This window comes from Ginsengibacter hankyongi (assembly GCF_008710285.1).
GTDB lineage: Bacteria > Bacteroidota > Bacteroidia > Chitinophagales > Chitinophagaceae > Ginsengibacter > Ginsengibacter hankyongi.
Genome location: NZ_VYQF01000001.1, coordinates 1962661 through 1989601, shown reverse-complemented (window position 1 = coordinate 1989601; position 26941 = coordinate 1962661). Strand labels below are relative to the sequence as shown.

Here is a 26941-nt window from a genome sequence, read left to right as displayed (position 1 = left end):
ACTAACGTACCAATGTAAACGCAACTTTTTTGAACACCTTTGAAAAAAATTTCAATATCCGGTACTTAAAGATGTGAGAATTTAAGCATTAAACAAACCTGGTTTTTAAATGTTATTCCTGTATTTATCCAAAAAAAAGCAGCATGTTAAAAGGAACGATGTTACAATATTTTCACTGGTACCTCCCGGCGGATGGAACCTTGTGGAAACAAATAAAAAATGATGCACCCCGCCTTAAAGAGCTTGGTTTCACAGCTATTTGGTTACCGCCTGCCTGCAAGGCCTCAACTGGCGGACACAGCACTGGCTATGATATTTATGATTTATACGATTTAGGTGAATTCGATCAGAAAGGATCGGTTAGAACTAAATATGGAACCAAACAGGAATACATTGAAGCATTGGAAGCTATACGTGCTACAGGAATGCAGGCAATAGTGGATATTGTTTTAAACCACAAAGCCGGAGGTGATGAAATTGAAAAAATTCAGGTAGTAAAAGTAAATCCTGATAACCGTAATGAAATCATTTCAGAACCATTCGAAATAGAAGGTTTTACAAAATTTACTTTCCCGGGAAGACAAAAAAAGTATTCAGACTTTGAATGGAATTACATGTGTTTCACCGGGGTTGATTATGCTTCCAACCTCAGTGAAGACGGCGTTTTCAGAATACTAAACGGCAATGGAGATAGCTGGCAGGAAATGATTGGCGATGAAAAAGGCAACTACGATTACCTCATGTATAACGATATTGACTTTCGAAATCCCGCCGTTAGGGAAGAACTACATCGCTGGGGAAAATGGTATTTCGAACAGGCACAATTTGATGGCGTTCGGCTGGATGCGGTTAAACATATTCCTGCGTCTTTTTACAACGAATGGTTAGATAATTTACGACAAAGCACTGGCAAAGAAATTTTTGCAGTGGGTGAATATTGGGCTCCGGGACATTTACCTCTGTTGGTAAAATATATTGAAGCAACCCATGGAAGAATGAGCGTTTTTGATTCTTCGTTGCATCATAATTTTCATAATGCCTCCAATATGGGGAATGATTTTGACATGCGGACAATCTTTGATGACACTCTGGTGAAAATTATGCCGGACAAAGCAGTAACCGTTATAAGTAACCACGACACGCAACCTTTACAAGCTCTTGAAGCGCCGGTGGAACCTTGGTTCAAGCCTATCGCTTATGCATTAACGCTGCTGCGGGATGAAGGTTATCCATGCGTGTTTTACCCTGATTTATTTGGAGCCAATTACAAAGATTATGGAAAAGATGGCAATGAATATGACATCTGGATGCCGGGAGTTGAGAACATTGAAAAACTATTACAGGCAAGGCGTGAACATGCCTATGGAACACAAAGAGACTATTTCGACCATGCCAATTGCATAGGCTGGACAAGGGAAGGTGATGATGAACATCGTGGATGCGCCGTTGTAATTTCTAATGGCGACAACGGAAATAAAACTATGGAAATGGGGAAGCGTTATGCAGGAAAAACATTTATTGATATGATGGGAAAAAATAAAGCAAAAGTCAAAATCAATAAAGATGGTTGGGGCGAATTTTTTGCACCCGCCGGCGGCGTTTCTGTTTGGGTCCAAAAAACTAAGTGACTCAAAAATTGGAACTATTCATCAATTCATAAACCTCTTTTGCAAATTTATTAAGCGACTGTACCACCACACATCCCTAAACTTCTTTTGCATAATAAATTTTTTACTACTTTACTCTCAATTTCTGAACAACTGCGTTTAGCCTCAAAAGACTCCTGCAAATTTTAAATATTAAAATGATCTCATGAAGAATCTATTATTGCTTTTATACGCTCAATTGCTTTTTACATCTCTATTTGCGCAAACCGATGCTGGTTTATACCGATATCCTGACGTTTCAAAAACACAAATTGTTTTTACTTATGCAAACGATTTATGGATAATGCCCAAGCAAGGCGGCGAAGCAGTAAAATTAAGTTCACCAACCGGAGTAGAAAGTTTCCCAAAATTTTCTCCTGATGGAAAAAGTATTGCCTTTACCGGAAATTATGACGGCAACAAAGATGTGTATGTTATTCCAACTAACGGCGGAATTCCTGTAAGGCTTACTTCACATGGTTATCCTGATCGTGTTGTTGGCTGGCAACCTGATGGAAAGAAAGTTCTCTTTGCATCGGGAAGAGAAAGTGGCCGCGACAGGTTTAATCAATTATACACCATTGCGCCTACAGGCGGACCCGCACTAAAACTTCCCTTGGCTTATGGAGAGTTCGCCTCCTATTCTCCTGACGGAAAAGAACTGGCCGTTACATTCCGCACACAGGCATTTCGTAACTGGAAAAGATACCGCGGCGGATGGAAAGCCGATATTCATATTTTCAATCTTACTAATAATACATCGGAAAATATTACTGCTCTTGATACGGAGGCTGGCAATGAATTTCCTATGTGGCATAATGATGAAATTTATTTTCTTACCGATCGTGGACCGGAAGTAAGAATGAATTTATGGAAATATGATACAAAAACTAAAGTTGCCCAACAACTTACTCATTTCAAGGATTATGATATTCATTTCCCTTCTGCAGGCCCTGATGAAATTGTTTTTGAAGAAGGAGGAAATTTATATCTGTATAATTTTTCATCCGGTAAAACAAATGAAATAAAAGTTTCATTGATAAGCGATAAGACTTTATTGAAATCTAAAATTGAAAAAGTTGATAAGTATATTCAGCACGCCGACATAAGCCCTGATGGCAATCGTGTTTTAATGGAAGCAAGAGGTGATATTTTTTCATTGCCTGCTGAAAATGGATTTGTAGAAGACATTACAAGAACTTCGGGTAGGGCTGAGCGTTATCCCGCATGGTCTCCCGACGGAAAAAACATTGCTTACTGGAGCGATCAATCCGGAGAATATGAATTATGGATTACTCCATCGACCGAGAACAGGCCACTCAAGCTTACAAGTTATGGAGCAGGTTTTCGTTACAACCTTTTTTGGTCGCCAGATAGTAAGAAATTGGCTTTTATTGATAAAGCCATGAAAATTCAGATATATGATATTGAAACAAATAAAACCGTAACGGTCGATCATGCAATACATTACTTTCATGATGCTTTAGAAAATTTTTCATGCAGTTGGTCGCCTGATGGACGATACCTCACCTTCAGCCACGACCTTGATAATAATCACAGTGCTGTTTTTGTTTTCGATTATAAAATTAAGAATCTTCACCAGGTTACCACAGGTTTTTATAGCTGCGCCGATCCTGTTTTTGATAGCGAAGGAAAATATATTTACCTGCTTACAAACGAATCTTTTTCGCCAAATTATAGTGATATAGATAATTCATTTATTTATTCAAACTCAACACAACTTGCTGTTATTACCTTACAGAAAAAAACTCCGTCTATTCTTTTTCCAAAGAATGATACTGTAAAAATAATCGCGTCAGAACCTATAACTAAAGTTGTTGAAGTAAAACGCAAATTTAAAAGCGCAACAGATACCGTTCAAAAAATAAGAGTAAAAGTAAATGCAGTAAATATCGATTTTGATGGAATAGAATCAAGGCTTGAAATTCTTCCGTTGCCTGCTGGTAATTATTCTAAACCCGGTTCTGTAAAAAATAAAATCATTTATATTAAATCTCCGCCAAGAGATGAAGATAAAGGAAAGCCTTCTTTAAAAATTTATGATATAGATAAGAAAGAAGAAAAAACGATTCTGGATAATGTTGATAATTATAAAATGTCTGCAGACCGGTTAAAATTACTGGTTCACCAGGGTGAATCTTATGCAATAATTAAGCCTGAAGAATCACAAAAATTTGACAAGCCTCTTCGCATTGCTGAAATGCAGATGCTGGTTAATCCAATGGAAGAATGGAAACAAATTCTTACCGACGCCTGGCGCATTGAGCGGGATTATTTTTATGATCCAAACATGCATGGGGTAAACTGGAACCAGGTAAAAGAGCGATATACAAAAATGCTTGAAGGTGCCGGTTCAAGAGAAGAATTAAATTATATTATTGGTGAAATGATTGGTGAGCTTAATTCTTCGCATACTTACCAGGGTGGTGGCGATCTTGAAAAAGAAAATAACCAGAACATGGGTTACCTGGGAGTGGACTATGAAGCAGATGGAGATTTTTATAAGATTAAAAAAATTATTAAGGGAGCGGCGTGGGATGCGGAAGAAAGATCCCCGTTAGATATGCCCGGCGTTAATATTCCCGAAGGAAGTTATTTACTCGCGGTTAACGGAGTTCCACTAACAACAGCCCAGGAACCTTTCGCCGTTTTCCAGGGACTTGCGGATAAAACAATAGAGTTAACTTATAATTCTTCTCCTTCGTGGAAAGGCGCTAAAACCGCGATTGTAAAGGCTATGAAAGATGAAGGAAGATTGCGTTACCTGGCATGGGTAGAAGCTAACCGTAAGAGGGTAGACGAAGAAACCGCAGGGGAGGTCGGTTATATTTATGTGCCAAGTACAGGTATTGACGGACAGAATGAATTGATCAGGCAGTTTAATGCACAATGGGATAAAAAGGCTTTGGTAATAGATGAAAGATTCAATAGCGGCGGCCAGATTCCTGATAGATTTATAGAAATGCTCAATCGCAAACCGCTTGCCTATTGGGCAATACGCGATGGTAAAAGTAATCCATGGCCACCCTTCGCGAACTTTGGTCCAAAGGTTATGTTGATTAATGGATGGAGCGGTTCCGGAGGCGACGCTTTTCCCGATTATTTCCGTAAAGCAGGATTGGGTCCTTTAATTGGAAACCGGACATGGGGTGGATTGATTGGAATCAGTGGAACTCCCGATCTTATAGATGGCGGTGTGGTTACAGCACCTTCTTTCAGAATGTTTAATCCCGATGGCACCTGGTTTAAAGAAGGACATGGTGTTGATCCTGATATATTAGTTGATGAAGATCTTGGCTTAATGGCAAAAGGAATAGATCCTCAATTGGAAAGAGCGATTACAGAAATAAAATCACTGATAAAAGATAAAGGATACAAAATACCGATTACTCCTGCATACCAGGATCGCAATTAATAATTCTTTGAGTTATTAACCTCTGAAAATTTTTTTTCGAGTAAAGCCTTGAGCTCTTTATAATTTGATTTAAGTCCATTCGTCGAAATTCCAATCGGAGTAGTGCTGTATAAATTGTAATTGGCTTGCATGGCTTTTCTCTTAAATCCACTTTTTTGTCTATCAATATATACTTGAGGGTTTTTTACAACTATGTTTATAAATTTTTGATTTACAACTTTGGTTTCTTTAATAGCTATAATATCTGTCCAGGGAATAAAACCAGCGCTCACGCCACTCGAATTATCAGTTATTCCTTCCTCAGAAATAATTAATCCGGGCGATTTATCCCAAACCTTTTTGAAAAGAAAAACGCCGATAAATCCAAAAAATAAAATACCTAAAAGGCCAGCTATAAATATTATTGTAGGACTCCTCATAATAAAGCTCATATATTTTGATGGATTTATCACGAAAGCTACTCCTATCCCTGCAAAAAGAAAACAAACAAAAAGCATCAACATTAATTTGGCTTTACTAAGTTGTATTTCAATTTGCCTTGAATCGTTCATACTTTTTATCTGATAATTATTACTATTCCCAGGAATTATTCCCCCTGTTACTATCCGGCAACATAGCTGCAGGATCAATAGTTACAGATTGTAAAGGCTGCGTTGTTGGTAAATGAATCGTATGCACTGCGCTTTGCAGCCATGTTTCAACAGGTAATTGCAAATTTTGTTTGCTGCCATCTTTCAAAACAATTTCAATATTAAAAGGCATAGCCATTTTTTGAAGATTGACAATCGTTATATCTGCCCCGCGTTTATAATCATTATTTCTATAAGAAACTGATTGAATCGTTAAATCAAGTTGCCAGTTATTTTGAAACCATTCCCTCCAGAACCAGTTAAGATCTTCTCCACCTTCATTATTCATTGTTCTGAAAAAATCATCAGGAGAAGGATGTTTGAAAGCCCAATGTTCAATATATTTTTTAAATGCATAATCAAACCTGTCATGCCCAAGTATCACTTCACGAAGTAAAACCAACCCAAATGCAGGCTTAAAATATTCAATGGGATGGCGATATTTTTCTATGACAGCATCGGCCCGGGCCATCATAGTTGGAGCTTCGGCATCTTTTAAATATGGAATAATTTCGTCAGCAGGATTTCCCTTGCCCGGCGCATACTCACCATCCCGCTTGGGCGCATACTCACCTTTATTAAAATCATCTGCTGCATATACATCTATAAAAGTATTGAATCCCTCATCCATAAAAGCATACCTTCTTTCATTGCTGCCTACAATCATGGGAAACCAGTTGTGGCCTATTTCGTGCGCAGTTACCCAATATAACTCTCCTGCTTTATCACGCCAGCCATCAAAAACAATTCCCGGGTATTCCATACCACCGGCTGTACCCGCTTCATTAACGGCTACCGGCCAGGGATACACGAAATAATTAGTGGAAAAAAATTCAATAGATTTTTTAAGATATTCGGTAGCTCTTCCCCATGCGTCTTCACCGGCGCTTTCAACCGGGTATACCGACATTGCCAATGATTTTTTACCTCCAGGTAAATTAACCCTGGCGGCATCCCATACATAAGCTTTGGATGCACCAAATGCCACATCTCTCGAATTATACATTTTAAAGTGCCACATTTTAGTTCCGTTGCTTACATAATGCGCTGTTCTCCGATTTACTTCACCAACGGTCCTTATCATTACAGTCTTATCACTTTTTCTTGCTGCCGCAAGCCTTTGTATTTGTTGATCTGAAAGAACTTCATTTTCATTTTGCAATTCACCACTTCCTGCTACAATCATATCATTGGGAACAGTAACCGTGTAATCAAAGTCTCCATATTCACAATAAAATTCGCCGCTGCCTAAAAAGGGTAATGTATTCCAGCCTTCCAGATTATCATACACACACGCGCGGGGATACCATTGTGCCATTTCATAAATTTTTCCGTTTTTCGTCATCAGGTAATCCGTTCTTCCTCCGAAAATCGAAATACTGTAATGATATTTTATGCTGATATCAATTTTACTTTTAGAAGATAGTGCCCGTGGCAAACGAATCTGCATTCTTGTATCAGTGATTATATAATCAGCATTAAATGATTTTCCCTTATACGTGACCGTTATACTCTCAAACTGGAAACCTTTTGTGTGTTGCTCTGCCCCGGGTCCGGAATAAAAATTAGAGCGGGCATCTTCACGGTAAGTATTTTGATCAAGTTGAATCCATAGTGATGGCAGAGAGTCGGGGCTATTGTTAGTATAGTGAATAGTTTCATTACAACTAAGCTCGTTCTTAACGGTGTCTATCGCAGCCTGGAGGTTATAATCTGCACGGTTTTGCCAATACTTAGGTCCGGGTGCGCCATTCGCGGAACGGATTTCATTTCCTTTATTTTTATAAAAGTTTTGCGCAAAAACTTCCTTTGGATTATATAACGATGCAACTGTAGTTTGTTGCTGACCAAAAGAGTAAATGATTAACAAAGAAAAGAAAAGCGCGAAAAAAAGTTTTTTATATTTCATCAGAGATAAGGTTTTTTAAATTATGGAATGCAAAGTAAAAGATTCAAAAAACAAATCCGGAAAAATTTGTCATTTTATTACATAGTTCTATACGCTCCGTGTAAAATTGCGACAGCCTCTTTTTACAATTAACCCGCTCATCGGTTAACTTTTGAGTTTGATAATTCTATCGTTTGTAATGATTTGTTTTATGCACATTTTGCAACAAATTATTTACATGAAAACAGTCATCGCGTTTTCTATATTTATTGTTTTAAGTGCTTTAGTTAATGCTCAAACGGGCAATGGCGGTAGTATAACCGTTGCAATAAAAAATGAAAAACACAACGCGATAGAAAATGCCACGGTCGCCCTAATTAAAAGCAAAGATTCAACGTTGATAAAACTTGATATCACAAATGATAAAGGCATTGCTGAATTTGAGCTTGTCCCTTTTGGCTCTTATTTTATAAAAGCCACGTTGGTAAATCATGTTGCCGGGTATTCCGCTCCCATCAATGTTTCACCAGGCAATAAAAAAGAGGTAACGATTTTATTAAATCAAAAAACTGCTGAAATGAGAGAGGTGGTTATTGCAGCAAAAAAACCTTTCATTCAAAAATTATCAGATCGTATTGTGGTGAATGTTGATAACAGCATTATTAATACCGGCAGTTCAGCAATGGATGTGCTGGAACGTTCTCCAGGCGTAAATATTGATCAGAATGATGTTATCAGCCTGAGAGGTAAACAGGGCGTTATAATTATGATAGATGGAAAAACAACTCCAATGTCAGGTACGGACCTGGCGAATTATCTCCGCGGCCTTCCATCGGACGCAATAGATCGCATTGATATAATTACGAATCCTTCGGCAAAATATGATGCAGCAGGCAATTCAGGGATTATTGATATTCACATGAAAAAGGATCAGCGTTTAGGCGCTAACGGTAGTATCACCGCTGGCTATGGCCAGGGCGTTTATCCAAAGTCAAATGCAGGAATGTATTTCAATTATCGCAATAAAAAAGTGAATGTATTTGGAAACTATAATTACGCTTACCGCAAAGGATTAAACCACCTTATTCTTGATAGGAATTTTTATACCCACGGAGTATTCGACGGAGAAGATAAAAAAGACAATTACACAACATTTCCTTTAAACTTTCATGTAGCGAGGCTCGGCGCAGATTTTTTTATGGATAAAAAAACAATTATTGGTTTTGTTGTAAACAGCAATTTTGTCAACTATCATAACTTCAATACAAATAATTCTACGGTTATCGATAATCAAAAAAATCCTTCATATACGTTTCAAACTCACGAAAACAGCACATCAGGAAATAACAATACGGTAGGCAACATCAACTTCAAACACACTTTTGATAGCACCGGAAAGGAACTTACCGCAGATATAGATTACGGTGTATATCATTCAAATGCTTTAACCAACAACTCCACAGACTATTATAACCTGGATGGAACTAAGATGCAACCTTCCTACATATTGTTAGGAAATCAAAAAGGAAAACTTACTCTTAAAACTACGAAAGCAGACTATGTAAATCCTTTTAAAAACGGCGCAAAGCTGGAAGCCGGCTTTAAAACCAGCGACGTATCTTCAGACAATGATGCAAAGTTTTTTGATGCAAGCAACGGTACACCGCAAAATGATACCACCAAAACGAATCATTTTTTATATGAAGAATTTAATAATGCTGGATATGTCAATTTTAGCAAGGAGTATAAAAAATTTAATGTTCAGTTAGGGTTAAGAGGGGAGCAAACTATTCTTAAAACACACCAGGAGAAAGGAGATATTCATTTTGACTCCTCTTATTTTCAATTATTCCCCAGTGCTTTTTTTAATTATAAAATAAATAAAGATCAAACCTTAGGCGTTTCCGTTAGCAGGCGAATTGACCGGCCAAATTATGGCTTATTAAATCCATTTTTATTTTTAATAGATGTGAGCACTTATAATACTGGCAACACGGGTTTATTACCGCAGTTCACGTGGTCGTACGAACTAAATTATACCGTGAACAATTTCAATTTTGCCTTGAGTTATAGCCGCACAAAAGATGTGATGAATATTGCTATTGCTAAATTTAAAGATGTATTTCCCAATAGTCATTTTGCTGATTCAAATATAACAGTTGAGATCCCAGTTAACCTTGAATCTTCTGATTATGTAGGTTTATCTGTTTCAGCACCCGTTCACCTCACTTCGTGGTGGAATATGATTAACAATGCAGATTTTTACTATAATCATTTCCGTGGTAACCTAGGCGGTTCTGCTTTAAATAAGGGAGCACCGGCCGCCAACGTCAAGACAAATAACAATTTCACTTTTAAAAAAGGTTGGACTGCAGAACTAAATGTCAACTTTAATTCGGGTGGCCGTGATGGTTATATGGTTGCCAGGCCACAGTGGGCGCTTTCCCCAGGTGTGCAAAAAACAATTTTAAATAATAAAGGCACTTTACGTTTTAATGTTACAGATGTTTTCTGGACCAACCTGCCTAAAGCGGTAATTACTTACCCCGGGAAATATATTGAGCGCTGGCATGCTTTCCGTGAGAGCCGCGTTGGCACAGTAACTTTCACCTATAGGTTTGGTAAGAGTACCGTACAAGGCGCAAGAAGAAGAACCACGGGATCGGAAGAAGAAAGGCAAAGGGCCGGTAATTAATAATTGCTTACTCTTATAAAAGTTAACGTAATCCTTCCAATAATTTTAAATGTGGCCTTAAATTTTGAAGTGTTTTTTTCTGCAAAAATTTTTTAAGATGTTTATAAAAATGGCTTTTATCATAATATCCGTATAATGAAAAATGGAAGTCAGCCGGTGAAGTTGCAAGGTGATGCGTAGCCTTTCTGATACGTAAGATTTGCAGCGCCTGTTTACTGCTAATGCTGGTAGTTATTTCAAAATAACGTTGAAGCGTACGCGTAGAAATATTATATTTTGCAGCAAACGTTTGAATGGGCGTTATAAAATTATTGGTGGCGTTACACTCTTCTAATATTTCTGTAACAATGTGAATAGGCCGCAAATACACAGGATGTTTTTCAAGTATATCCCTGAAATGCGTGTTTAAAACAGACACTCTTTCATTGAAATCTTTTGCGACTTTAACTTTAGTAATAATAGCCTGATCGAGTAAATAGCTTAATGGGAAAATGTATTCACGGTATTCAGAAAAATTTATTTTCTTTTCAAATATAACAGGAGACACCTTAAACTTAATTCCAAATAAGTGGTTATCCTTACTATGAAAACATTCAATGGATTTGTTTCTCGGCAAAAATCCATCGGATTTCATTTCGAAACTTTTTTCGTCTACCTGCATCACAAATGGGGTGCCGAGGTTAATGAGATAAGTATAGCCAATATTCGGGAATAATGCATCAGAAAATCCCTGCGGATTTTCCCTGAGCAAATTTTCAAATTTTGTCTCCCAAAAAAAATCTACGAAATGTGCAACCTCTTTGCATGGCTTTACCCGGTGATAATAATTTTCAAAATGATTGATATCAAAAAACTCGATGTGCTGCACAAGTAACGGTATATGCATAAAGATATAGCCATCGAGCTCAAAAAAATTCAGTTTTATTTAAACGGCCTTATTCTAGCGTAAACTTCTTCATTAATAATTAATCAGTTTTTGAATCGTTTCATCAAGTCTTGATTTAGCAAGAAAATTTTTCTCAAGCTCAATATTAAATGGAACCGGCGTATCGAGCGATGCGCAGCGCATAACAGGCGAATCCAGGAATTCAAAACAATTTTGCGCAATCCATGCAGCAATTTCTCCGCCTATTCCACCAGTGTAGGTGTCCTCATGAAGCACCAGCGCTTTTCCTGTATTGTTTACAGAGGTTCTTATCGCCTTGTAATCTAATGGCATCAATGTTCTCAGGTCAAGAATGTCTATTGAAATTTCCGGATGCGTATCTGCATATTCCGTTGCCCAAATAACCCCCATGCCATAAGTAATTATACTAACGTCCCAGCCTATACGAACTTGTCGTGCCTTCCCGATTTCTACTTCATAATATTCTTCAGGTACCTCCCCAGTCATACTTCTGTATAACGCTTTGTGTTCAAAAAACATGACTGGATTGGGATCATTAATGGCAGCGATCATTAATCCTTTTGCATCATGAGGAGTGGACGGATAAACAACTTTTAACCCAGGCGTATGAACAAACCACGCTTCATTGCTCTGGCTGTGAAAAGGCCCTGCACCTACGCCAGCGCCTGTTGGCATGCGGATTACAACGTCCGCATTTTGTCCCCATCGATAATGGATTTTCGCAAGGTTATTTATGATTTGATTAAACCCTACGGTAACAAAATCTGCGAACTGCATTTCCATTACACTTTTAAATCCTTCCAGGCTTAGGCCTAAGGCTGTTCCAACAATAGCGCTTTCACATAATGGCGTATTGCGAACTCTTTCTTTTCCAAACTCATTTACAAAGCCTTCGGTCACTTTAAAGGCTCCGCCATATTCTGCAATATCCTGTCCCATTAAAATAAGATTCGGATGCTTCAACATTGATTGATGCAATCCTTCTTTTATCGCATCAACAAAGCGGGTTTCTTTTTTTGAAAAAACATAACCATCTACTTCTATAAGCCTTTCTGCCTTTCGAACGGGAGCATAAACATCTTTTAACTCATTTGCTGAATTAACAGATATACCGGACTCTTCCTCATGAGACAACGGGCTTGCTTTTAATCCTTCTTCAATCCTTTCTTTTAATTCATCGCGTATATGCGCAAGCGTTAGGTTATCCACAATTTCTTCTTCCAGTAGAAAACGTTCATAGTTTTTTATGGGATCCTTTTCTATCCATTCCGCAAACATTTCTTTGGGAACATATTTCACGCCGCTCGCCTCTTCATGACCCCGCATTCTAAAGGTCATGCATTCAATTAAAAAAGGTTTTTGATTTTGGATACAATAATCACGAACGCCCTTTATTGTTTCATAAACGGTTAAAATATTATTGCCATCAATTTGCACGCCCTCCATTCCATAACCTTTAGCCTTGTCCGCCAAATTCTTGCAACGGTATTGTTCATTAATCGGCGTACTTAAGGCATAACCGTTATTTTCAATTATAAATATTACCGGCAAATCCCACACGGCAGCAACATTCAAAGCTTCATGAAAATCACCTTCGCTTGTTCCTCCTTCGCCGGTAAATGCTACGGAAACTTTTTCTTCCTTTTTTAATTTGGCAGCAAGCGCTACTCCATCTGCAACGGCTAATTGCGGACCCAGGTGCGAAATCATTCCGCAGATATAATGTTCCTTATTTCCAAAATGAAAACTACGCTCACGTCCTTTACTGTAGCCTTCTTCGGCGCCCTGCCATTGTGCAATCAATATATGCAGGGGCATATTACGACCAGTGAACACGCCAAGGTTTCTATGCAAAGGCATTATCCATTCATCGGGCTGCAAAGCATAAGTCACACCAACAGATATTGCCTCCTGCCCGATGCCGCTAAACCATTTTGAAATTTTTCCCTGGCGTAATAAAAAAAGCATCTTCTCTTCAATCATCCGCGGATAAAGAAGCTTTTTATAAAGATCAATTAGTGTTCCTTCTGGAAGTTCGTTTCTCTGGAATTGCATAGTACAAATTTCAGCTATTCAATGGTAAATAAAAAAGACAGAAAGAATGATTATCAGATCTTCTTTTCAAGATTAGTTAACATTGAAGATAAAAGGGACAACAAAAGACCAAATATAAATGCCCATAAAAATCCTTCGATGTGAATTCCTTCTACCATTTTATCCGCAAGCATAATCATTAATACATTTAATACCAGCAGAAAAATACCCAATGTGAGAATGGTTATTGGTAATGTAAGAAGAATTAAAATCGGTTTCAATATAGCATTCAGAAATGCAAGTACGAGTGAAAAAATTAGTGCAGTTATGTAAGAATCTATAATTACGTGCGGGCTTAAAATCATGGATAAACCATAAGCTACAGCAGCAGTAATAAGCAGACGAATAAGAAATTTCATAGCATTTTTTATGAAAGCTAAATCAAATTACCACCAACTCAAAAAATTCTTCGGGTTGCAAATACTTATTTGCAAGCTCTTTTAGTTCTTCTGCTGAAATATTTTTTATGGTACTCATTGAATCATAAAAATATGTTTCATCAAGATCATTTAAGATTAAACTCTTCCATCTTGCTATAACCTGGAACGGGCCATCAATATCACCGAGATGGGCTCCCATGATATAATTTTTTACCAACAGCAATTCTTCATCATCAATTAACTCTTCTCTCAATATTTTCATTTCTTTATATACTTCTTCAATGGTTGCCTCGCAAACATCTTTTCCTGCTTCGGTACTGATAACCCATGCACTCTCACGAATATGATTTTCAAGAAAGCTATGTATGCCATACGTGTATCCTTTTTCTTCTCTTATATTACTCATAAGTCTTGAGCCAAAAAATCCTCCGAATAAAGTATTCAGCACCGATGCTCTTTTAAAATCAGGATGATGCCTGTTGGGAAAAGGGCGGGCAATACGAACTGCACCCTGTACGCCATTCGGATCATTATTTATTCTTGATTTTTTTTCTGCAACCATTTCTGTTTTGTGGATAACGGAAGTAATATTTTCATTGAGATGCAGCTCACCAAAAGATTCATTCAAAAGGTTTTCAAAATCTGCGGGAAGCTTGCCGGCTGCAAAAATTTTACAGCTTGCCTTACGATAAAAGTTTGCAAAAAAATTCACCAAATCTTCCCGTGTAATAGCCTGGATATCTTCAACGCTGCTTACTCTTCCATAAGGATGTTGGGCGCCATACAAATATTGATCTATAAGCCTATTCGCAACAAAATCACATTTCTTAAGATTAACGGAAAGGTGTTGAATACTGTTCTGCTTAAATATTGCCAATTCCTCTTCAGGGAAAACGGAATCTGTAAGTATTTCCTTTATTACCGGGAGCAATACGTTGAGATGTTTCGATAAACAATGAAGCGTTAGAACCGTCGTTTCATTATTGCAGGTGCGATTTAAATAAGCTCCATAATATTCAAAATGTTCATTTATTTCAAGCGCCGTTTTTTTACTGGTACCATTTTTTAAAAGATAATTAGTGGCCGAAGCGATAAGGTTTTTATTTTCAAAAGAATTGCCGGCATTAAAAACTATTTCAACAAGGGCCACTTCTTCTGTTCCATCATTAATGTAATATACCGGTGCTCCGTTTGAAAGAGCATATTTAGTATAAGGTTTTAATGTAAGATTAAATTCTACCGCATCTTTAATTGGGGGTGGTATTGTTCTGTTCAAAACCAAATTCGTATCTATAATGGGGTTCATTTTTTTTAATTTAGGGGAGTAATAATATTGGTTCAGTAATTTTCAGTCCAATTAATTATCACTTAAGTAATACATTGTGCTGCAGTTTTCATCAACAAAAACAGCTTTGCATTCCTTTTGAATTTCATCAACTGTTACAGCCTGGTATCTTTCCAATTCTTTATTCATTAAATCGGCATCGCCAAGTAGTTCATAAGTGGCAAGACTGTTTGCCCGGTTAACAAGACTAATATCTTCAAAAGCCATCAAACTTTCTGTTTTGTTTTTTACTTTTTCTAATTCCGATTTTTCAACTAATTGATTCTTAATTTTATCCAATTCAACATTAATTGCTTTTTCGGCTTGTTGCATTGTTATTCCTTTTACTAATTTTCCATCAATAAAAAGAAGACCTGCATCAATACTTCCAAAATGAGAACATTGAATATTACTAAACAACTGCTGCTCTTTTACGAGGCTTTGATATAATCTTGAAGAGGCGCCGCCTCCTAATATTTCAGTTATAAGATCCGTTGCATAATATCTTTGATCGAGCCTTGAAGAAATATGCCAGCATTTATATAGAGCATCTAACGGAACAGGCGCTTTCACTTCAAGAAAAGCCGGTTCGGTTTGCTTTGGCTCCTGAGGAAGGTTTCTTACATATTTGTTTCCTGCCGGAATATTCCCAAACCATTTTTCCGCAAGTCTTTTTACTTCGTCTACGCTTACGTTACCAGCCACCGTTAGTATGGCATTTGCAGGTGTATAATGTTTAAAAAAGAAATTTTTTACATCCTGCAGTTGTGCATTCTCAACGTGACTTAATTCCTTTCCGATCGTCATCCATTTATAGGGATGCACTTTATAAGCAAGCTCCCGCATCTTATGCCATACATCGCCATAAGGTTTGTTTATATAGTGTTCTTTAAATTCTTCAACAACAACTTTTCTTTGAACTTCCAGAGAATTTTCATCAAAGGCAAGAGAAAGCATCCTGTCACTTTCAAGCCAGAAAGCAGTTTCAAGATTTTCCGTCGGAAGCTGCAAATAATAATTGGTGAGATCGTTGGTGGTATATGCATTATTTTCTCCACCTGCCATTTGTAATGGTTCATCATAAGAAGGAATATTCACGCTGCCGCCAAACATCAGGTGTTCAAACAAATGAGCAAAGCCGGTTTTGCCGGGTTCTTCATCCCGGGCTCCCACATCGTAAATAACATCAAGAACTGCCATAGGCGTGCTTTTATCTACATGCACAATTACCCTGAGGCCATTATTTAAAGTGAATTTTTCAAATTTTATCATGGCAGCAAATTTGAGCCAAACCAATTCATTTTCCCAAAAAGAATTTGAAAAGTATTGCTAATATATGCGGCCAACATGGAATGAAAACAGCATTGGCACATTATTCCGGTAAACAAGCAGCGTTATTTTTTGGCCCACCACCTGCATTAAATTTTTATAAATATTTATATCGTTGCTGAAATTTGTGTTCACTGCAACAATTACATCATCTTTTTTAAGCCCGGCCTTGTACGCCGGGGATTTATTAATTACTTCATCCAAAACAATTTTTCCATCTACATAATACAGATTGAGACCGGTATACGAATAATCAAAATCATCGTTGAAATGGCTGTTGGGCAACAGGTGAATTTCCCGTTTTGCATAATTAAACACAACATTGAACCGGCGTAAAATGTCGTTGCCAATGACTCCGCCTAAAAAAGGATAGGAAGTTGCATTGAATTCATCATCGAGTATATTGGTTGGCACTTTCCTGAATTTATAAGGGCCAATTTGCACTCCTTTAATTATGGTGAGCAACATTTGTTTTTTTCCGCCAAGGCCCTGCACCTGGATGAAAACGGGCTTGCGGCTCTTTTTTAAAACCTGGCTATCTTCCTCAAATTGTTTACTCATTAGAAAGCAAAGACCCGCGCCGGTATCGATATAGAAATTTGCGTTAACTGTTCTTGCATCTTTAATAATGAGCGGCTGAATGGGCAATGCGGTGAAAAGCGGGTGTAACAAATACCCGCTTCTTGGATATGGAACTTTGCCCTGGCTATATACTTCAATTTTCAGGCTATCATAATTAATTTTTACAATATACCGGCTCAGAAAACTATACCCGATAATCCCATCAATTTTTTCGCCATACACACTACTGAGAATATCATAGTTATTAATGTAAAAATCAAGACTATCTACCGTAAGGCCGGGTAATACGAGTTTATTATTCTGGCTATAATCAACTTCGGTTGTGCCAGCAATACCATTTATTGTCTTCCCCGACGGAGCGTGTGGGATATTAAATTCCGCTGCTGTTGAAGAGTCAAGTGAAATTGCTCCGCTACCAGTGTCAAGAATAAAATTAAACGGCTGGGCAATATTATTGAACCGTGCCTGGACAAGAATAACACCACCAGTAAGTTGTTTAAAAGGAAATTTGGTAAGCAAATGTGCTGGCTTCTCATAAGTTATTACCTGGCCATTTGAAAAGCAAAAGAGAAATACGAATGTTATTAAAAGCAATCCCCTTATCATAGCAGTACTGAAATTAAGTTATATGCACGTATTTTTGTGCATGTTTTTACGAACGGTAAATACGTTTGATGTAAATAAAAGATTATGAATATTTCCCAGCTTCTTCAAAAAGCTATGCGATTTGAAGACCTCTCAGTTGAAGAAGGCACCTTTTTATTTAATAATGCTGCGTTGTCCGAGTTAATGCTCATTGCCAATGAGCTCAGAAAAATACAGGTGCCCCATAATAAAGTAACGTGGATTATCGACAGGAATGTAAATACAACTAACGTGTGCATTGCCAATTGCAAGTTCTGCAATTTCTATAGAGTTCCCGGCCATGAAGAAGCGTACATAACCGATATAGAAACTTATAAAAGAAAAATTGATGAAACCTTTCGCTATGGCGGCGAACAGCTTCTGTTACAGGGAGGCCACCATCCCGGCCTTGGACTTGATTATTACGTTGACCTCTTTAAGCAATTAAAAAAATTATATCCGAATTTAAAATTGCATGCACTTGGTCCACCGGAAATTGCACATATAACGAAGATTTCCAAATCAACACACCGCGAAGTTTTGATTGCATTGAAAGAAGCAGGTCTTGATTCCTTGCCTGGCCCCGGAGCGGAAATACTAACTGATAGGGTTAGACGCCTGATTAGCAAAGGCAAATGCGGCACACAGGAATGGCTGGATATTATGACCGAAGCGCATAAGCTTAATCTTACCACCTCGGCTACGATGATGTTTGGCCATGTGGAAACGATTGAAGAAAGATTTGAGCACCTGGTTAAATTAAGAGAGGTACAGGCAAAAAAACCTGAAGGCGCAAAAGGATTTTTAGCATTTATTCCCTGGACATTCCAGGACGTAGATACACTTCTTGCAAAAATAAGAGGCGTGCATAATCTTACTACACCAGAAGAATATATCAGGATGATTGCCATGAGCAGGATCATGCTGCCTAATGTAAAAAATATACAGGCAAGTTGGCTAACGGTTGGCAAGCAGGTGGCCCAACTGTGTCTTCATGCAGGCGCCAATGATTTCGGAAGCATTATGATCGAAGAAAATGTTGTAAGCGCTGCCGGTGCCCCACACAGGTTTACCAGCAAAGGAATCCAGGAAGCAATAAGAGAAGCAGGCTTTGAACCCCAACTAAGAAATCAACAATATGAATTCAGGGAAATACCTGAATTAATTGAAGAACAGACCATCAACTACTAAATGCATCTGCCACTTTAATAGCGTTACCGCTCCTGTAATCGTTCCATTTATTTTTGGCATAATTAGTATTTTACAACGCTAATTTATTTTTCAAATCTAACATTATAAATAATGAGGAAAATCTCGATTGCCATTATTTTATGCTTTTCTCTCTTTAAAGCAAGTGCCGATGAAGGGATGTGGCTTCCTATGTTGCTTGGCCAACAGGTATATGATGATATGGTAAAGCATGGACTTAAGCTTACAAAGGAACAATTGTATAGCATTAATAAGCCTTCCATAAAAGATGCCGTTGTTATTTTTGGCGGCGGCTGCACCGGTGAAATTGTAAGCAACCAGGGTTTAATATTTACCAATCACCATTGTGGCTATGGTGTTATTGCGGGCTCGAGCACGGTTGAACATAATTATTTAAAAGACGGATTTTACGCTTACTCGAAAGACCAGGAAATAAAATCTGATCTTACGGTAACTTTTTTAGAAAGAATAACAGATGTTACGAACGAGGTTGAAAGTGCCTTGAAAGGTTTGAACTACACAGACCGGGCGAAGAAAACCGCCGACGTTTATAAACAAATTACAGATAAAGTTTTAGACACCACTAATGGAATATCGGGTAAGGTTTACAGCATGTTTAAGGGTAATCAATACATTATGTACGTCTATAAAATTTATAAAGATATAAGACTTGTTGGCGCTCCTCCTGAAAGCATTGGCAAGTTTGGCGGTGATACCGATAACTGGGAGTGGCCGCGTCATACCTGCGATTATTCAATCTTCAGGATATATACAGCTAAAGACGGAAAGCCCGCTACCTACAGCGCCGATAATGTTCCTATGAAACCAAAATGGTTTTTACCTGTTTCTTTAAAGGGTTATAAAGATGGTGATTTTTCTATGATCTATGGGTATCCCGGCGGCACTAACCGTTATGAAACTTCTTATGGTATAAAATTGAAAAATGAAATTGATAATCCATCATTGGTACACCTTCGTGACATTCGCCTGAAATATATGCATGCAGAAATGATAAAAGATCCTGCAGTTAAATTAAAGCTTGCGGAAAATTATGCTTCTGTTGCCAACTATTATAAATTTTTTGATGGTGAAACCAAGCAGCTGGAAAAATATCATGTGTATGAAAACAAACAAAATGCAGAAGCAAAATTTGGTGCCTGGGCAAAAGACAAACCTGAATATCAAAATGTATTGAGTGACTACGAAAAAAATTATGCGGCATGGACGTCTTATGCAAAAGAAAGAATGTATGTGCTGGAAGGAATTTTAGGTTCGTCGCTCGTTGATTTTGCTTCTTCTTTAATGGCTGTCGAACGGGCTTTAACCCAACAGGGCAAAACGCAGGCTGATGTAAAAAAGGCCTTGGATGCTGCAAATGAAGAAAGAAAAACTTTCCTGGCAGAAGAAGACCTTCCCAGCGATAAAAAAATTGTTGCCGCAACTGCAATGATGTATTACACTGACGTGGACAAAAGCCAGCACCCCATAGGTTTTTACCAGGGCATAAAAGATAAGTTTGGCTCATTGGACGATGAGGCAACTTTTAGGGCGTGGGCCAATTCAATGTTTGAAAATACTATGATTTTGGATTCTGCTAAATGGGCGGCTTTTAATGCGAACCCCGATGCGGTTACTTTGCAAAACGATCCGGCCTTTGCTTATGCTTCCGCGTTTATACAAAATTATATTTTAAAATACAGCAAGGACTATAGCGATTTTGTTGCAAAGAATAATGACCTTGGCCGGTTATATTTAAAAGGCATTATGGAAATGAATCCTGCGGCGGTAAAGAAGATGTATCCCGATGCTAACTTCAGCATGCGGGTAAGTTATGGTAATGTAAAAAGCTATAATCCCCGTGATGCTGTTCATTATGATTATGAAACAACCAGCAAAGGTGTTTTAGAAAAATATGTTCCCGGCGATTATGAATTTGATCTTCCTTCAAAAGAAATTGATTTGTTGAAGAAGCGTGATTTCGGGCAATATATTGATAAAGCAAGAAATGATTTGGTTACTGACTTTATAACCACAAATGATATAACCGGCGGCAACTCCGGCTCACCAGTTATAGATGGCAAAGGCAATCTCATTGGCCTTGCATTTGATGGAAACTACGAAGCGCTCAGCCATAAAATTCAGTTTGATAAAGATTTGAACCGAACCATTTGTGTTGATATCCGTTATGTACTTTGGTGCATTGATAAACTGGGCAATGCAAAAAATATTATTAATGAATTAAAACTCGTTCGATAAAGAATTACCTATGATAATGAAATGCGTTGTCCGTTAAAGACAGCGCATTTTTTTCCTTGCCCCAACGCCTTTCTTTGGAAGAACACCTAACGGCCATTACTCACGTTAGTTACTTTTTAATTTAATTATTTTTGATAATGGCTTTACAAAATTTCACTCCTGATCAGGCAATACCTAAAATAAAACAGTACTGTGCCTACCAGGAAAGATGCCATGCTGAAGTAAAAGATAAATTGTATTCATTCGGTTTGCATAGAAAAGAAGTTGATGAAATTATTGCTCATTTAATAGGAGAAAATTATTTAAATGAAGAACGTTTTGCCATTCATTATGCAGGCGGAAAATTCAGGATAAAGCATTGGGGGAAGAATAAAATAAAGCAGGCGCTTAAACAAAAACAGGTAAGTGATTATTGTATTAAAAAAGCACTGAAGGAAATCCATGACGCTGATTATATAAAAACTTTTAAAAAGCTGGTTGAGCAAAAAATGAAAACACTCACAAGCGAAAAAAATATTTTTATAAAGAAAAAAAAGTTGCAGAATTTTTTATTGATGAAAGGGTATGAAAATGATTTGGTGAGAGTGGAGGTGGGGAAGATTGGGAAGAGAGTCTAAAGTAAAAGCTCAGTCTACACCATTAGAAAAAAATTTTTAACGGGTTGACCTGTCTATATTAAGGAACATGAGAATTGTATATTTAATTCTTCTACAAATTGAAAATCATTAATCCATCGAATGCCCATATTATCGCAGACGTTTGGAATTTTTATTCTTGTAGTTTTTGGAACGGTTACTTTTTCCTCTTTGGTAACTACGCAAGCATTTTCTTTTAAAGCATGAGCAATTACCCAAGGATCAGCCAAAGACCGCTGTTTTGTATTATCAACTAGATATTGATGAATTGGATTAGCAGCATAAATCCTCTTTAGGCAATTGGTAACATCGCCATCTACTTCAAATATTGGAATTTTGCTATTTTTTAACCATGTTGCTAACTCATCTTCTGTTCGTATTATTTCTTCAAAAACGTTTTGGGGAAGAAATATCTTTTCATTTTCACCGAAGTCATTTAGTAAACTCCAATAGTCAGAACAAAATTTAGGAGAATAATATTTTTGCCACGCCTGAATAAGTACGTTAGCGTCCAAACAATATTTCTGACCTGACATACTCATTTATAAAGAAACGCTTCAAGTTTTGAAAAATTATTTACTTGTGTGTTTAGTAAAGTACTTGCTTGTGTAGGTTGAATATATCCTCCACGAAATGCATCCATAACAACTTTGGTAAATAGATGACTATTTTTATTTACAAGTAACATAAAGTAATCAGGACCACCTTTCTTTTTTTCTTTTGTTTTATTTGCTTTCTCTTCTTCCCGCAATAAGAATGCTTGAAAGTCTTCATCTGCCTGTTTCTTTAGCTTTTTATATTTATCTAAAGAAATTAAGTCAAGTGAAAACGCTCTATAAAGAAACGTAAATGAGCTTACTCCTAACTTTTTTGAAATACTAAATATATCTTTTGAAGAATTAAAAACAGAGTGGTCAAAATTTTCCATTATTTCTGTGGGAAGTAAGGCATTCGCTGCTACTTCATTGCAGAATAATTCAATTGGATGTAATTTGTCTTTATGTTTTAATTCGGGTTCTATGTCATTCGATATACCTGAAGCAGCAATCCAGATATGGGCTAATTCATGCACTAAGGTAAAAAGCTGAGGTGCGTTCCAGTCTTCCGAATTAATAAATATAAATGGCGCAAATTTATCAGAAATTGCAAAGCCTTGCAATTCTTCGCTATCTAATTTTAGTCTTGTATGAATAAAGCTTGTCCTTGAAATAAAAATTCCCTTCGCCTCGGCTTTTGTTATCCATTCCCTAATTGGATTTTCAGTAAAGTAGTGAAGTGGGTCTATTTCAAGTGTTGCAAGAATATCTTTGGCTACATTTTGGGCACTTGATTTGATTGAATATTTTCCTACAAACGATAAGGGCGATTCTTCGTTTTCTGAATATAATTCACTAATCCAATTCTGTTTTTGCTGAATTTCACGTATAATGAATATGGATGCTGTTCCAAGCTTTTTTGCAGTTTGTCTACGAAAGTCTTGTAATGTTTGAAAATCTCTAGGGATTTCCGGAAGAAAAAATATTGCAAAGGGTCTTCTATACGCTTTTGCTAAAGACTCAGCCTGTTTAATTGTTGGGTGGCTTATTCCTTCTTCCCAATCTTCGAGTTTTTCAGAGCTTACAGAAATCTTCGAGGCCGCCGACTCTAAAGACATCCGGGCCGATTCCCTTGCCCATTTTAAGATTTTAGGGGTTACGAAGGCTTTGTCAGACATGATTATTTTTTGCAATAATAAGAGATAGATATAATATTCTGAACCTTGTCACACAATTCAGAGTAAATTTAAGATAAACCTTAACTTACCGCGACTAAAACTAATCTATTATCATAATCTTCCAAAATCACAGGTTTAAATCAGTAGATTTCTTATTGTTTCTCAATCCAATAACTTTACAGCATGTCATCTCTCACCATAAACATCATTCAAACCAATCTTCACTGGGAAGATAAAAAAGCAAACCTCGATATGCTTTCAAAAAAAATTGAAAGCATTAAAGAAAAAACTGAAGTAATTATTCTTCCTGAAATGTTCAATACAGGATTTAGTATGAAGCCTGAAATACTTGCAGAAGAAATGAATGGTGAAACTATCCAATGGATGAAAAAGATTGCTGTCGAAAAAAAAGTAATTCTTACCGGCAGTGTGATGATAAAAGCCACTCCGACTAACGCTCAGGATGAAAACAACTATTTCAATCGTCTTATTTGGATGTTACCAAACGGCGAATATGGCAGTTATGATAAAAGGCATCTGTTTGCTTACGGTAACGAACACACGCATTTTAAACCAGGAAACAAAAGATTGATTGCTTCTGTAAAAGGCTGGAAAATAAATTTACAGATTTGTTATGATCTTCGCTTTCCTGTTTGGGCGAGGCAATCTTCTTCCAACTCGGCCCTTGAATATGATTTGCTAATTTATGTTGCCAACTGGCCTGAACAAAGAATTCATGCATGGAAAACTTTATTAACTGCAAGGGCAATAGAAAATCAATGTTATGTTATCGGTGTAAACAGGGTTGGCGACGACGGTAATGGAATCCATCATAGCGGGGAAAGTATGATTATTGATCCGCTGGGCGAAGTCCTTTACATTAAAAAAGATGAGGAAGATATTTTTACTTATATGTTACAGAAAGACAAATTAAACCAGGTGAGAGAAAAATTTCCGTTTTGGAAAGATGCTGATTCATTCAACATAAATATGTAATCTATGCTTACCGCTTATTCAGCAGATAAACTTTTTACGGGACAAGAATGGCAAAATAATTCAGCAGTAATTATTGAACATAATCTTATTGCAGATGTTGTTTCGTTAAATGATTTGCCCGCTTCAATTAAAGTAATACAACATGCGCCAATATTAGCTCCCGCATGTATTGATATACAAATCTATGGTGCTTCTTCAAAATTATTTTCAGTGTCTCCTTCCGCAGATACACTTTATACAATGAAAGCGCATTGCAATAATGGAGGAACAAAATATTTTTTGCCAACCATAGCAACCAACTCAACAGAAGTATTTAAAAAAGGAATTGATGCGATACATGAATACTGGAAAAGCGGTGGGGAAGGAGTTCCGGGTTTACACATTGAGGGGCCATGGATTAATAAAATAAAACGCGGTGCCCACATAGAAAGTTTTATTCATTCACCCGGAATGAATGAAGTGAAAGAACTCTTGGAATATGGAAAGGGAGCTGTAAAAATGATAACACTTGCTCCTGAAGTCTGCGCCAAAGAAATTATTGACTTAATAAAAAGCTACGGTATAATTATTTCTGCAGGACATAGCAATGCGTCTTATAATGAAGCAAGTGATTTTTTTAAAGACATTCATCTTGCAACTCATTTATTCAATGCCATGAGCCCTCTGCATCACCGTGAACCGGGGTTGCCTGCTGCTATAATGCTGCATCCGGAAGTTATGGTAAGCATCGTAGCAGATGGTTATCATGTTGATTTTACAATGATACGTTTGGCAAAAAAATTAATGGGCGAAAGATTATTATTAATAACTGATGCTGTTACTGAAACAAATGATGGGCCTTATCCCCATGAACTAAAAGGCGATAAATATGAATCTAACGGAATACTTAGCGGCTCAGCACTAACGATGATAAAAGCTGTAAAAAATTGCGTGGAGCAATGTGATATTACTTTAGGCGAAGCATTAAGAATGGCAAGCCTTTATCCTGCAAAAGTTTTAGGAATTGATACGCAAACAGGTAATATTAAAAAAGGGTACAAAGCAGATTTAGTTTTCCTGAATGAAAAATTTGACGTGCTAAATTGCGTGTAAGCTTACAATCATTCTCCCTTTTCTTTAACGGTTTTTCTCACCCATTCCATCTTTGTATCAATGTCATTAATTATGTCTTTATAAACGGGAGTAATATAAACATCCGGAAGTACCCCGGAACCTTTTACATTAAGATGATTGTATTGCACAATACGAAAAAAAGGAAGGCGTACACGCAGTTTTGTATTTGGCAATTTAATATCAGGAATCATAATGCCCGAGTTTCCATACCATCCGCCGCCTGTTTCTTCGCCAACTAACGTAACGTTTTGCTGGCCTTTTACTGCGTTGCAAAAAAGTGTGGCGGCAGAAAAAGTTAGGCCATTGATAAGCACATAGACATTTCCATCGAAATGATTTCTTCGTTTAGGCATAAACGTATGTCGCTCCCAGTAACCAAAATGATAATTACCGTCCTTGCCCTTATGGGTTAAAACCGATAAGCCGATATTATTAAAAATACCCGACGTTATATATCTTGTATACGGTCCGAAATTTTTACCTTTTGACCAGGCTGAATCTGCAACTTTGAACGGCAAGTTTCTTAGAAACTTTGTAAGTAGTACATAATTATTAATATCTCCACCACCGTTAGCTCTTATATCAATAACTAAGTTTGTAATTTTCTTTTTACGAATTTTCCTGAAAGATCTTTTGAAAAAATACTTTAAGTGCCCTTTAGAAAAACTATTGATGGTCATCAATGCGAAAGTTGTATCAATTTGCAGTGACCGGATATTTTCCCGCTTACTGGTTTTATTTAATTTCTTTTCATTTTTTTGCTGCTTTTCAATTTTCTTTAATGAATCCGCCGGTGGGTTAAAATAAGGAATCGAAATATTTTTTTGTTCCCCGGCACTATCGATATAACCTATATTATATGTTTTATATAAGCCGAAAATATTACGGTGAAAATATGGGAAGCTCGTACTGAGCCGGATATAATTTACATTTTCAGAATAGCCGTCTTCAACCATATAATCGAACATGATGTTGACAATATTTGCGCTAGTTATTCCATTAATTGATGTGATAATGGTTCCTTTTTTTATAATGGAATCGTTTCTGTTGAGGTTATAAATAACCTCCATGGTATCCTTCCATATTTTTAAAAATAAAGGGAAAGAAGGTATTCTTTTATGTCTTATAAATTTATTCCAGCCTTTGCTCATGCTAAAACTGGTGTGGCCACAATGGATGACAGAAGTAAGCGGGGCCAGTATTTTCCAGCCAAATTGCAGTTCAGTCATTGAATCTTTAATTGATTTATAACCTTCCTTGAAAAAGTAATTCATGCTGTCCCTGGACGTGTACCAGTACAATGAAGGATGCTTTTTCCCCAATATCTTCAATAGTAAATTATAGTCTTCCTGTAATTCTTCTTTGGAATATTTTTTATCTGGATTATAATTTTTAGAAACCGAGCAGGAACAGAAAATAGTAACAATAAATAGGGTAAAAAAAAGCCTCATGGTTTGCAAAACTCTGTATAAATACTGTAATTC

The 26941-nt window shown here is 37.1% G+C and carries 19 protein-coding genes; 8 read left to right on the top strand and 11 right to left on the bottom strand.

What is annotated here, in order from left to right; all coding sequences use genetic code 11:
* The first annotated feature begins 143 nt into the window (after positions 1-143).
* Together FW778_RS08395 and FW778_RS08390 are read left to right on the top strand one after the other, a co-directional pair.
* On the top strand, positions 144-1628 hold the full coding sequence (locus tag FW778_RS08395; protein ID WP_150414149.1) for an alpha-amylase: 1485 nt from the start codon (positions 144-146) through the stop codon (positions 1626-1628).
* A 184-nt stretch (positions 1629-1812) separates the two neighbouring features.
* Positions 1813-5082 carry a S41 family peptidase gene (locus tag FW778_RS08390; RefSeq protein ID WP_150414148.1) on the top strand — a complete coding sequence of 1090 codons (3270 nt, stop codon included), beginning with the start codon at positions 1813-1815 and terminating at the stop codon, positions 5080-5082.
* Here FW778_RS08390 and FW778_RS08385 read toward each other — a convergent pair.
* Positions 5079-5633 (bottom strand): STM3941 family protein, encoded by a 555-nt coding sequence (locus FW778_RS08385; protein WP_150414147.1) that lies wholly within the window; start codon positions 5631-5633, stop codon positions 5079-5081. The two genes, FW778_RS08390 and FW778_RS08385, sit on opposite strands and share 4 nt — an antisense overlap.
* Before the next feature lie 22 nt (positions 5634-5655).
* Positions 5656-7620, bottom strand: coding sequence for a M1 family metallopeptidase (locus FW778_RS08380; RefSeq protein WP_150414146.1), 1965 nt, complete (start codon positions 7618-7620; stop codon positions 5656-5658).
* Between the two features lie 217 nt (positions 7621-7837).
* Here FW778_RS08380 and FW778_RS08375 point away from each other — a divergent pair, with 217 nt between their 5' ends.
* The gene (locus FW778_RS08375) at positions 7838-10294 is read left to right on the top strand and encodes an outer membrane beta-barrel family protein (RefSeq protein WP_202552115.1); all 2457 of its coding nucleotides are present in this window, start codon (positions 7838-7840) and stop codon (positions 10292-10294) included.
* A gap of 22 nt (positions 10295-10316) precedes the next feature.
* Here the strand turns inward: FW778_RS08375 and FW778_RS08370 are convergent, their stop codons facing one another.
* From FW778_RS08370 to FW778_RS08345, 6 genes are all read right to left on the bottom strand, one after another.
* Entirely contained in the window at positions 10317-11180 is an 864-nt protein-coding gene (locus FW778_RS08370; RefSeq protein WP_150414144.1) for a helix-turn-helix domain-containing protein, read from the bottom strand.
* A 72-nt stretch (positions 11181-11252) separates the two neighbouring features.
* Complete coding sequence (locus FW778_RS08365; protein WP_150414143.1) at positions 11253-13256, bottom strand: alpha-ketoacid dehydrogenase subunit alpha/beta; 2004 nt, start codon at positions 13254-13256, stop codon at positions 11253-11255.
* 53 nt (positions 13257-13309) lie between these two features.
* A complete protein-coding gene (locus FW778_RS08360) occupies positions 13310-13654 on the bottom strand; it encodes a phage holin family protein (protein WP_150414142.1) in 345 nt (114 codons plus the stop codon).
* Between the two features lie 22 nt (positions 13655-13676).
* Positions 13677-14981: a M16 family metallopeptidase gene (locus tag FW778_RS08355; RefSeq protein WP_150414141.1), complete on the bottom strand. Its 1305-nt coding sequence runs from the start codon at positions 14979-14981 to the stop codon at positions 13677-13679.
* Between the two features lie 51 nt (positions 14982-15032).
* Complete coding sequence (locus FW778_RS08350) at positions 15033-16271, bottom strand: M16 family metallopeptidase (protein WP_150414140.1); 1239 nt, start codon at positions 16269-16271, stop codon at positions 15033-15035.
* 57 nt (positions 16272-16328) lie between these two features.
* A complete protein-coding gene (locus tag FW778_RS08345; RefSeq protein ID WP_235906160.1) occupies positions 16329-17516 on the bottom strand; it encodes an aspartyl protease family protein in 1188 nt (395 codons plus the stop codon).
* A gap of 84 nt (positions 17517-17600) precedes the next feature.
* Here FW778_RS08345 and mqnC point away from each other — a divergent pair, with 84 nt between their 5' ends.
* The 3 genes from mqnC (at position 17601) to FW778_RS08330 (ending at position 21616) form a co-directional block, all read left to right on the top strand.
* Complete coding sequence (mqnC, locus tag FW778_RS08340) at positions 17601-18725, top strand: cyclic dehypoxanthinyl futalosine synthase (RefSeq protein ID WP_150414139.1); 1125 nt, start codon at positions 17601-17603, stop codon at positions 18723-18725.
* 111 nt (positions 18726-18836) lie between these two features.
* The gene (locus FW778_RS08335; RefSeq protein ID WP_150414138.1) at positions 18837-20999 is read left to right on the top strand and encodes a S46 family peptidase; all 2163 of its coding nucleotides are present in this window, start codon (positions 18837-18839) and stop codon (positions 20997-20999) included.
* Between the two features lie 137 nt (positions 21000-21136).
* Positions 21137-21616, top strand: coding sequence for a regulatory protein RecX (locus FW778_RS08330; RefSeq protein WP_150414137.1), 480 nt, complete (start codon positions 21137-21139; stop codon positions 21614-21616).
* Between the two features lie 53 nt (positions 21617-21669).
* On the opposite strand, the gene FW778_RS08325 is transcribed toward FW778_RS08330, so the two are convergent.
* The gene (locus FW778_RS08325) at positions 21670-22170 is read right to left on the bottom strand and encodes a DUF4411 family protein (protein WP_202552114.1); all 501 of its coding nucleotides are present in this window, start codon (positions 22168-22170) and stop codon (positions 21670-21672) included.
* Between the two features lie 2 nt (positions 22171-22172).
* Positions 22173-23348, bottom strand: coding sequence for an XRE family transcriptional regulator (locus tag FW778_RS08320; RefSeq protein WP_150414135.1), 1176 nt, complete (start codon positions 23346-23348; stop codon positions 22173-22175).
* Positions 23349-23531: 183 nt separating this feature from the next.
* Between FW778_RS08320 and FW778_RS08315 the strand changes: the two genes are divergently transcribed.
* On the top strand, positions 23532-24344 hold the full coding sequence (locus tag FW778_RS08315) for an amidohydrolase (protein WP_150414134.1): 813 nt from the start codon (positions 23532-23534) through the stop codon (positions 24342-24344).
* Between the two features lie 3 nt (positions 24345-24347).
* A complete protein-coding gene (gene nagA, locus FW778_RS08310; protein WP_150414133.1) occupies positions 24348-25436 on the top strand; it encodes an N-acetylglucosamine-6-phosphate deacetylase in 1089 nt (362 codons plus the stop codon).
* 8 nt (positions 25437-25444) lie between these two features.
* Here the strand turns inward: nagA and FW778_RS08305 are convergent, their stop codons facing one another.
* Positions 25445-26908: a S41 family peptidase gene (locus tag FW778_RS08305; protein ID WP_150414132.1), complete on the bottom strand. Its 1464-nt coding sequence runs from the start codon at positions 26906-26908 to the stop codon at positions 25445-25447.
* Between the last annotated feature and the right edge of the window lie 33 nt (positions 26909-26941).

Coding starts and splice junctions, on each gene's coding strand:
- FW778_RS08395 (WP_150414149.1), top strand. CDS start 144: ATGTTAAAAGGAACGATGTTACAATATTTTCACTGGTACCTCCCGGCG.
- FW778_RS08390 (WP_150414148.1), top strand. CDS start 1,813: ATGAAGAATCTATTATTGCTTTTATACGCTCAATTGCTTTTTACATCT.
- FW778_RS08385 (WP_150414147.1), bottom strand. CDS start 5,633: ATGAACGATTCAAGGCAAATTGAAATACAACTTAGTAAAGCCAAATTA.
- FW778_RS08380 (WP_150414146.1), bottom strand. CDS start 7,620: ATGAAATATAAAAAACTTTTTTTCGCGCTTTTCTTTTCTTTGTTAATC.
- FW778_RS08375 (WP_202552115.1), top strand. CDS start 7,838: ATGAAAACAGTCATCGCGTTTTCTATATTTATTGTTTTAAGTGCTTTA.
- FW778_RS08370 (WP_150414144.1), bottom strand. CDS start 11,180: ATGCATATACCGTTACTTGTGCAGCACATCGAGTTTTTTGATATCAAT.
- FW778_RS08365 (WP_150414143.1), bottom strand. CDS start 13,256: ATGCAATTCCAGAGAAACGAACTTCCAGAAGGAACACTAATTGATCTT.
- FW778_RS08360 (WP_150414142.1), bottom strand. CDS start 13,654: ATGAAATTTCTTATTCGTCTGCTTATTACTGCTGCTGTAGCTTATGGT.
- FW778_RS08355 (WP_150414141.1), bottom strand. CDS start 14,981: ATGAACCCCATTATAGATACGAATTTGGTTTTGAACAGAACAATACCA.
- FW778_RS08350 (WP_150414140.1), bottom strand. CDS start 16,271: ATGATAAAATTTGAAAAATTCACTTTAAATAATGGCCTCAGGGTAATT.
- FW778_RS08345 (WP_235906160.1), bottom strand. CDS start 17,516: ATGATAAGGGGATTGCTTTTAATAACATTCGTATTTCTCTTTTGCTTT.
- mqnC (WP_150414139.1), top strand. CDS start 17,601: ATGAATATTTCCCAGCTTCTTCAAAAAGCTATGCGATTTGAAGACCTC.
- FW778_RS08335 (WP_150414138.1), top strand. CDS start 18,837: ATGAGGAAAATCTCGATTGCCATTATTTTATGCTTTTCTCTCTTTAAA.
- FW778_RS08330 (WP_150414137.1), top strand. CDS start 21,137: ATGGCTTTACAAAATTTCACTCCTGATCAGGCAATACCTAAAATAAAA.
- FW778_RS08325 (WP_202552114.1), bottom strand. CDS start 22,170: ATGTCAGGTCAGAAATATTGTTTGGACGCTAACGTACTTATTCAGGCG.
- FW778_RS08320 (WP_150414135.1), bottom strand. CDS start 23,348: ATGTCTGACAAAGCCTTCGTAACCCCTAAAATCTTAAAATGGGCAAGG.
- FW778_RS08315 (WP_150414134.1), top strand. CDS start 23,532: ATGTCATCTCTCACCATAAACATCATTCAAACCAATCTTCACTGGGAA.
- nagA (WP_150414133.1), top strand. CDS start 24,348: ATGCTTACCGCTTATTCAGCAGATAAACTTTTTACGGGACAAGAATGG.
- FW778_RS08305 (WP_150414132.1), bottom strand. CDS start 26,908: ATGAGGCTTTTTTTTACCCTATTTATTGTTACTATTTTCTGTTCCTGC.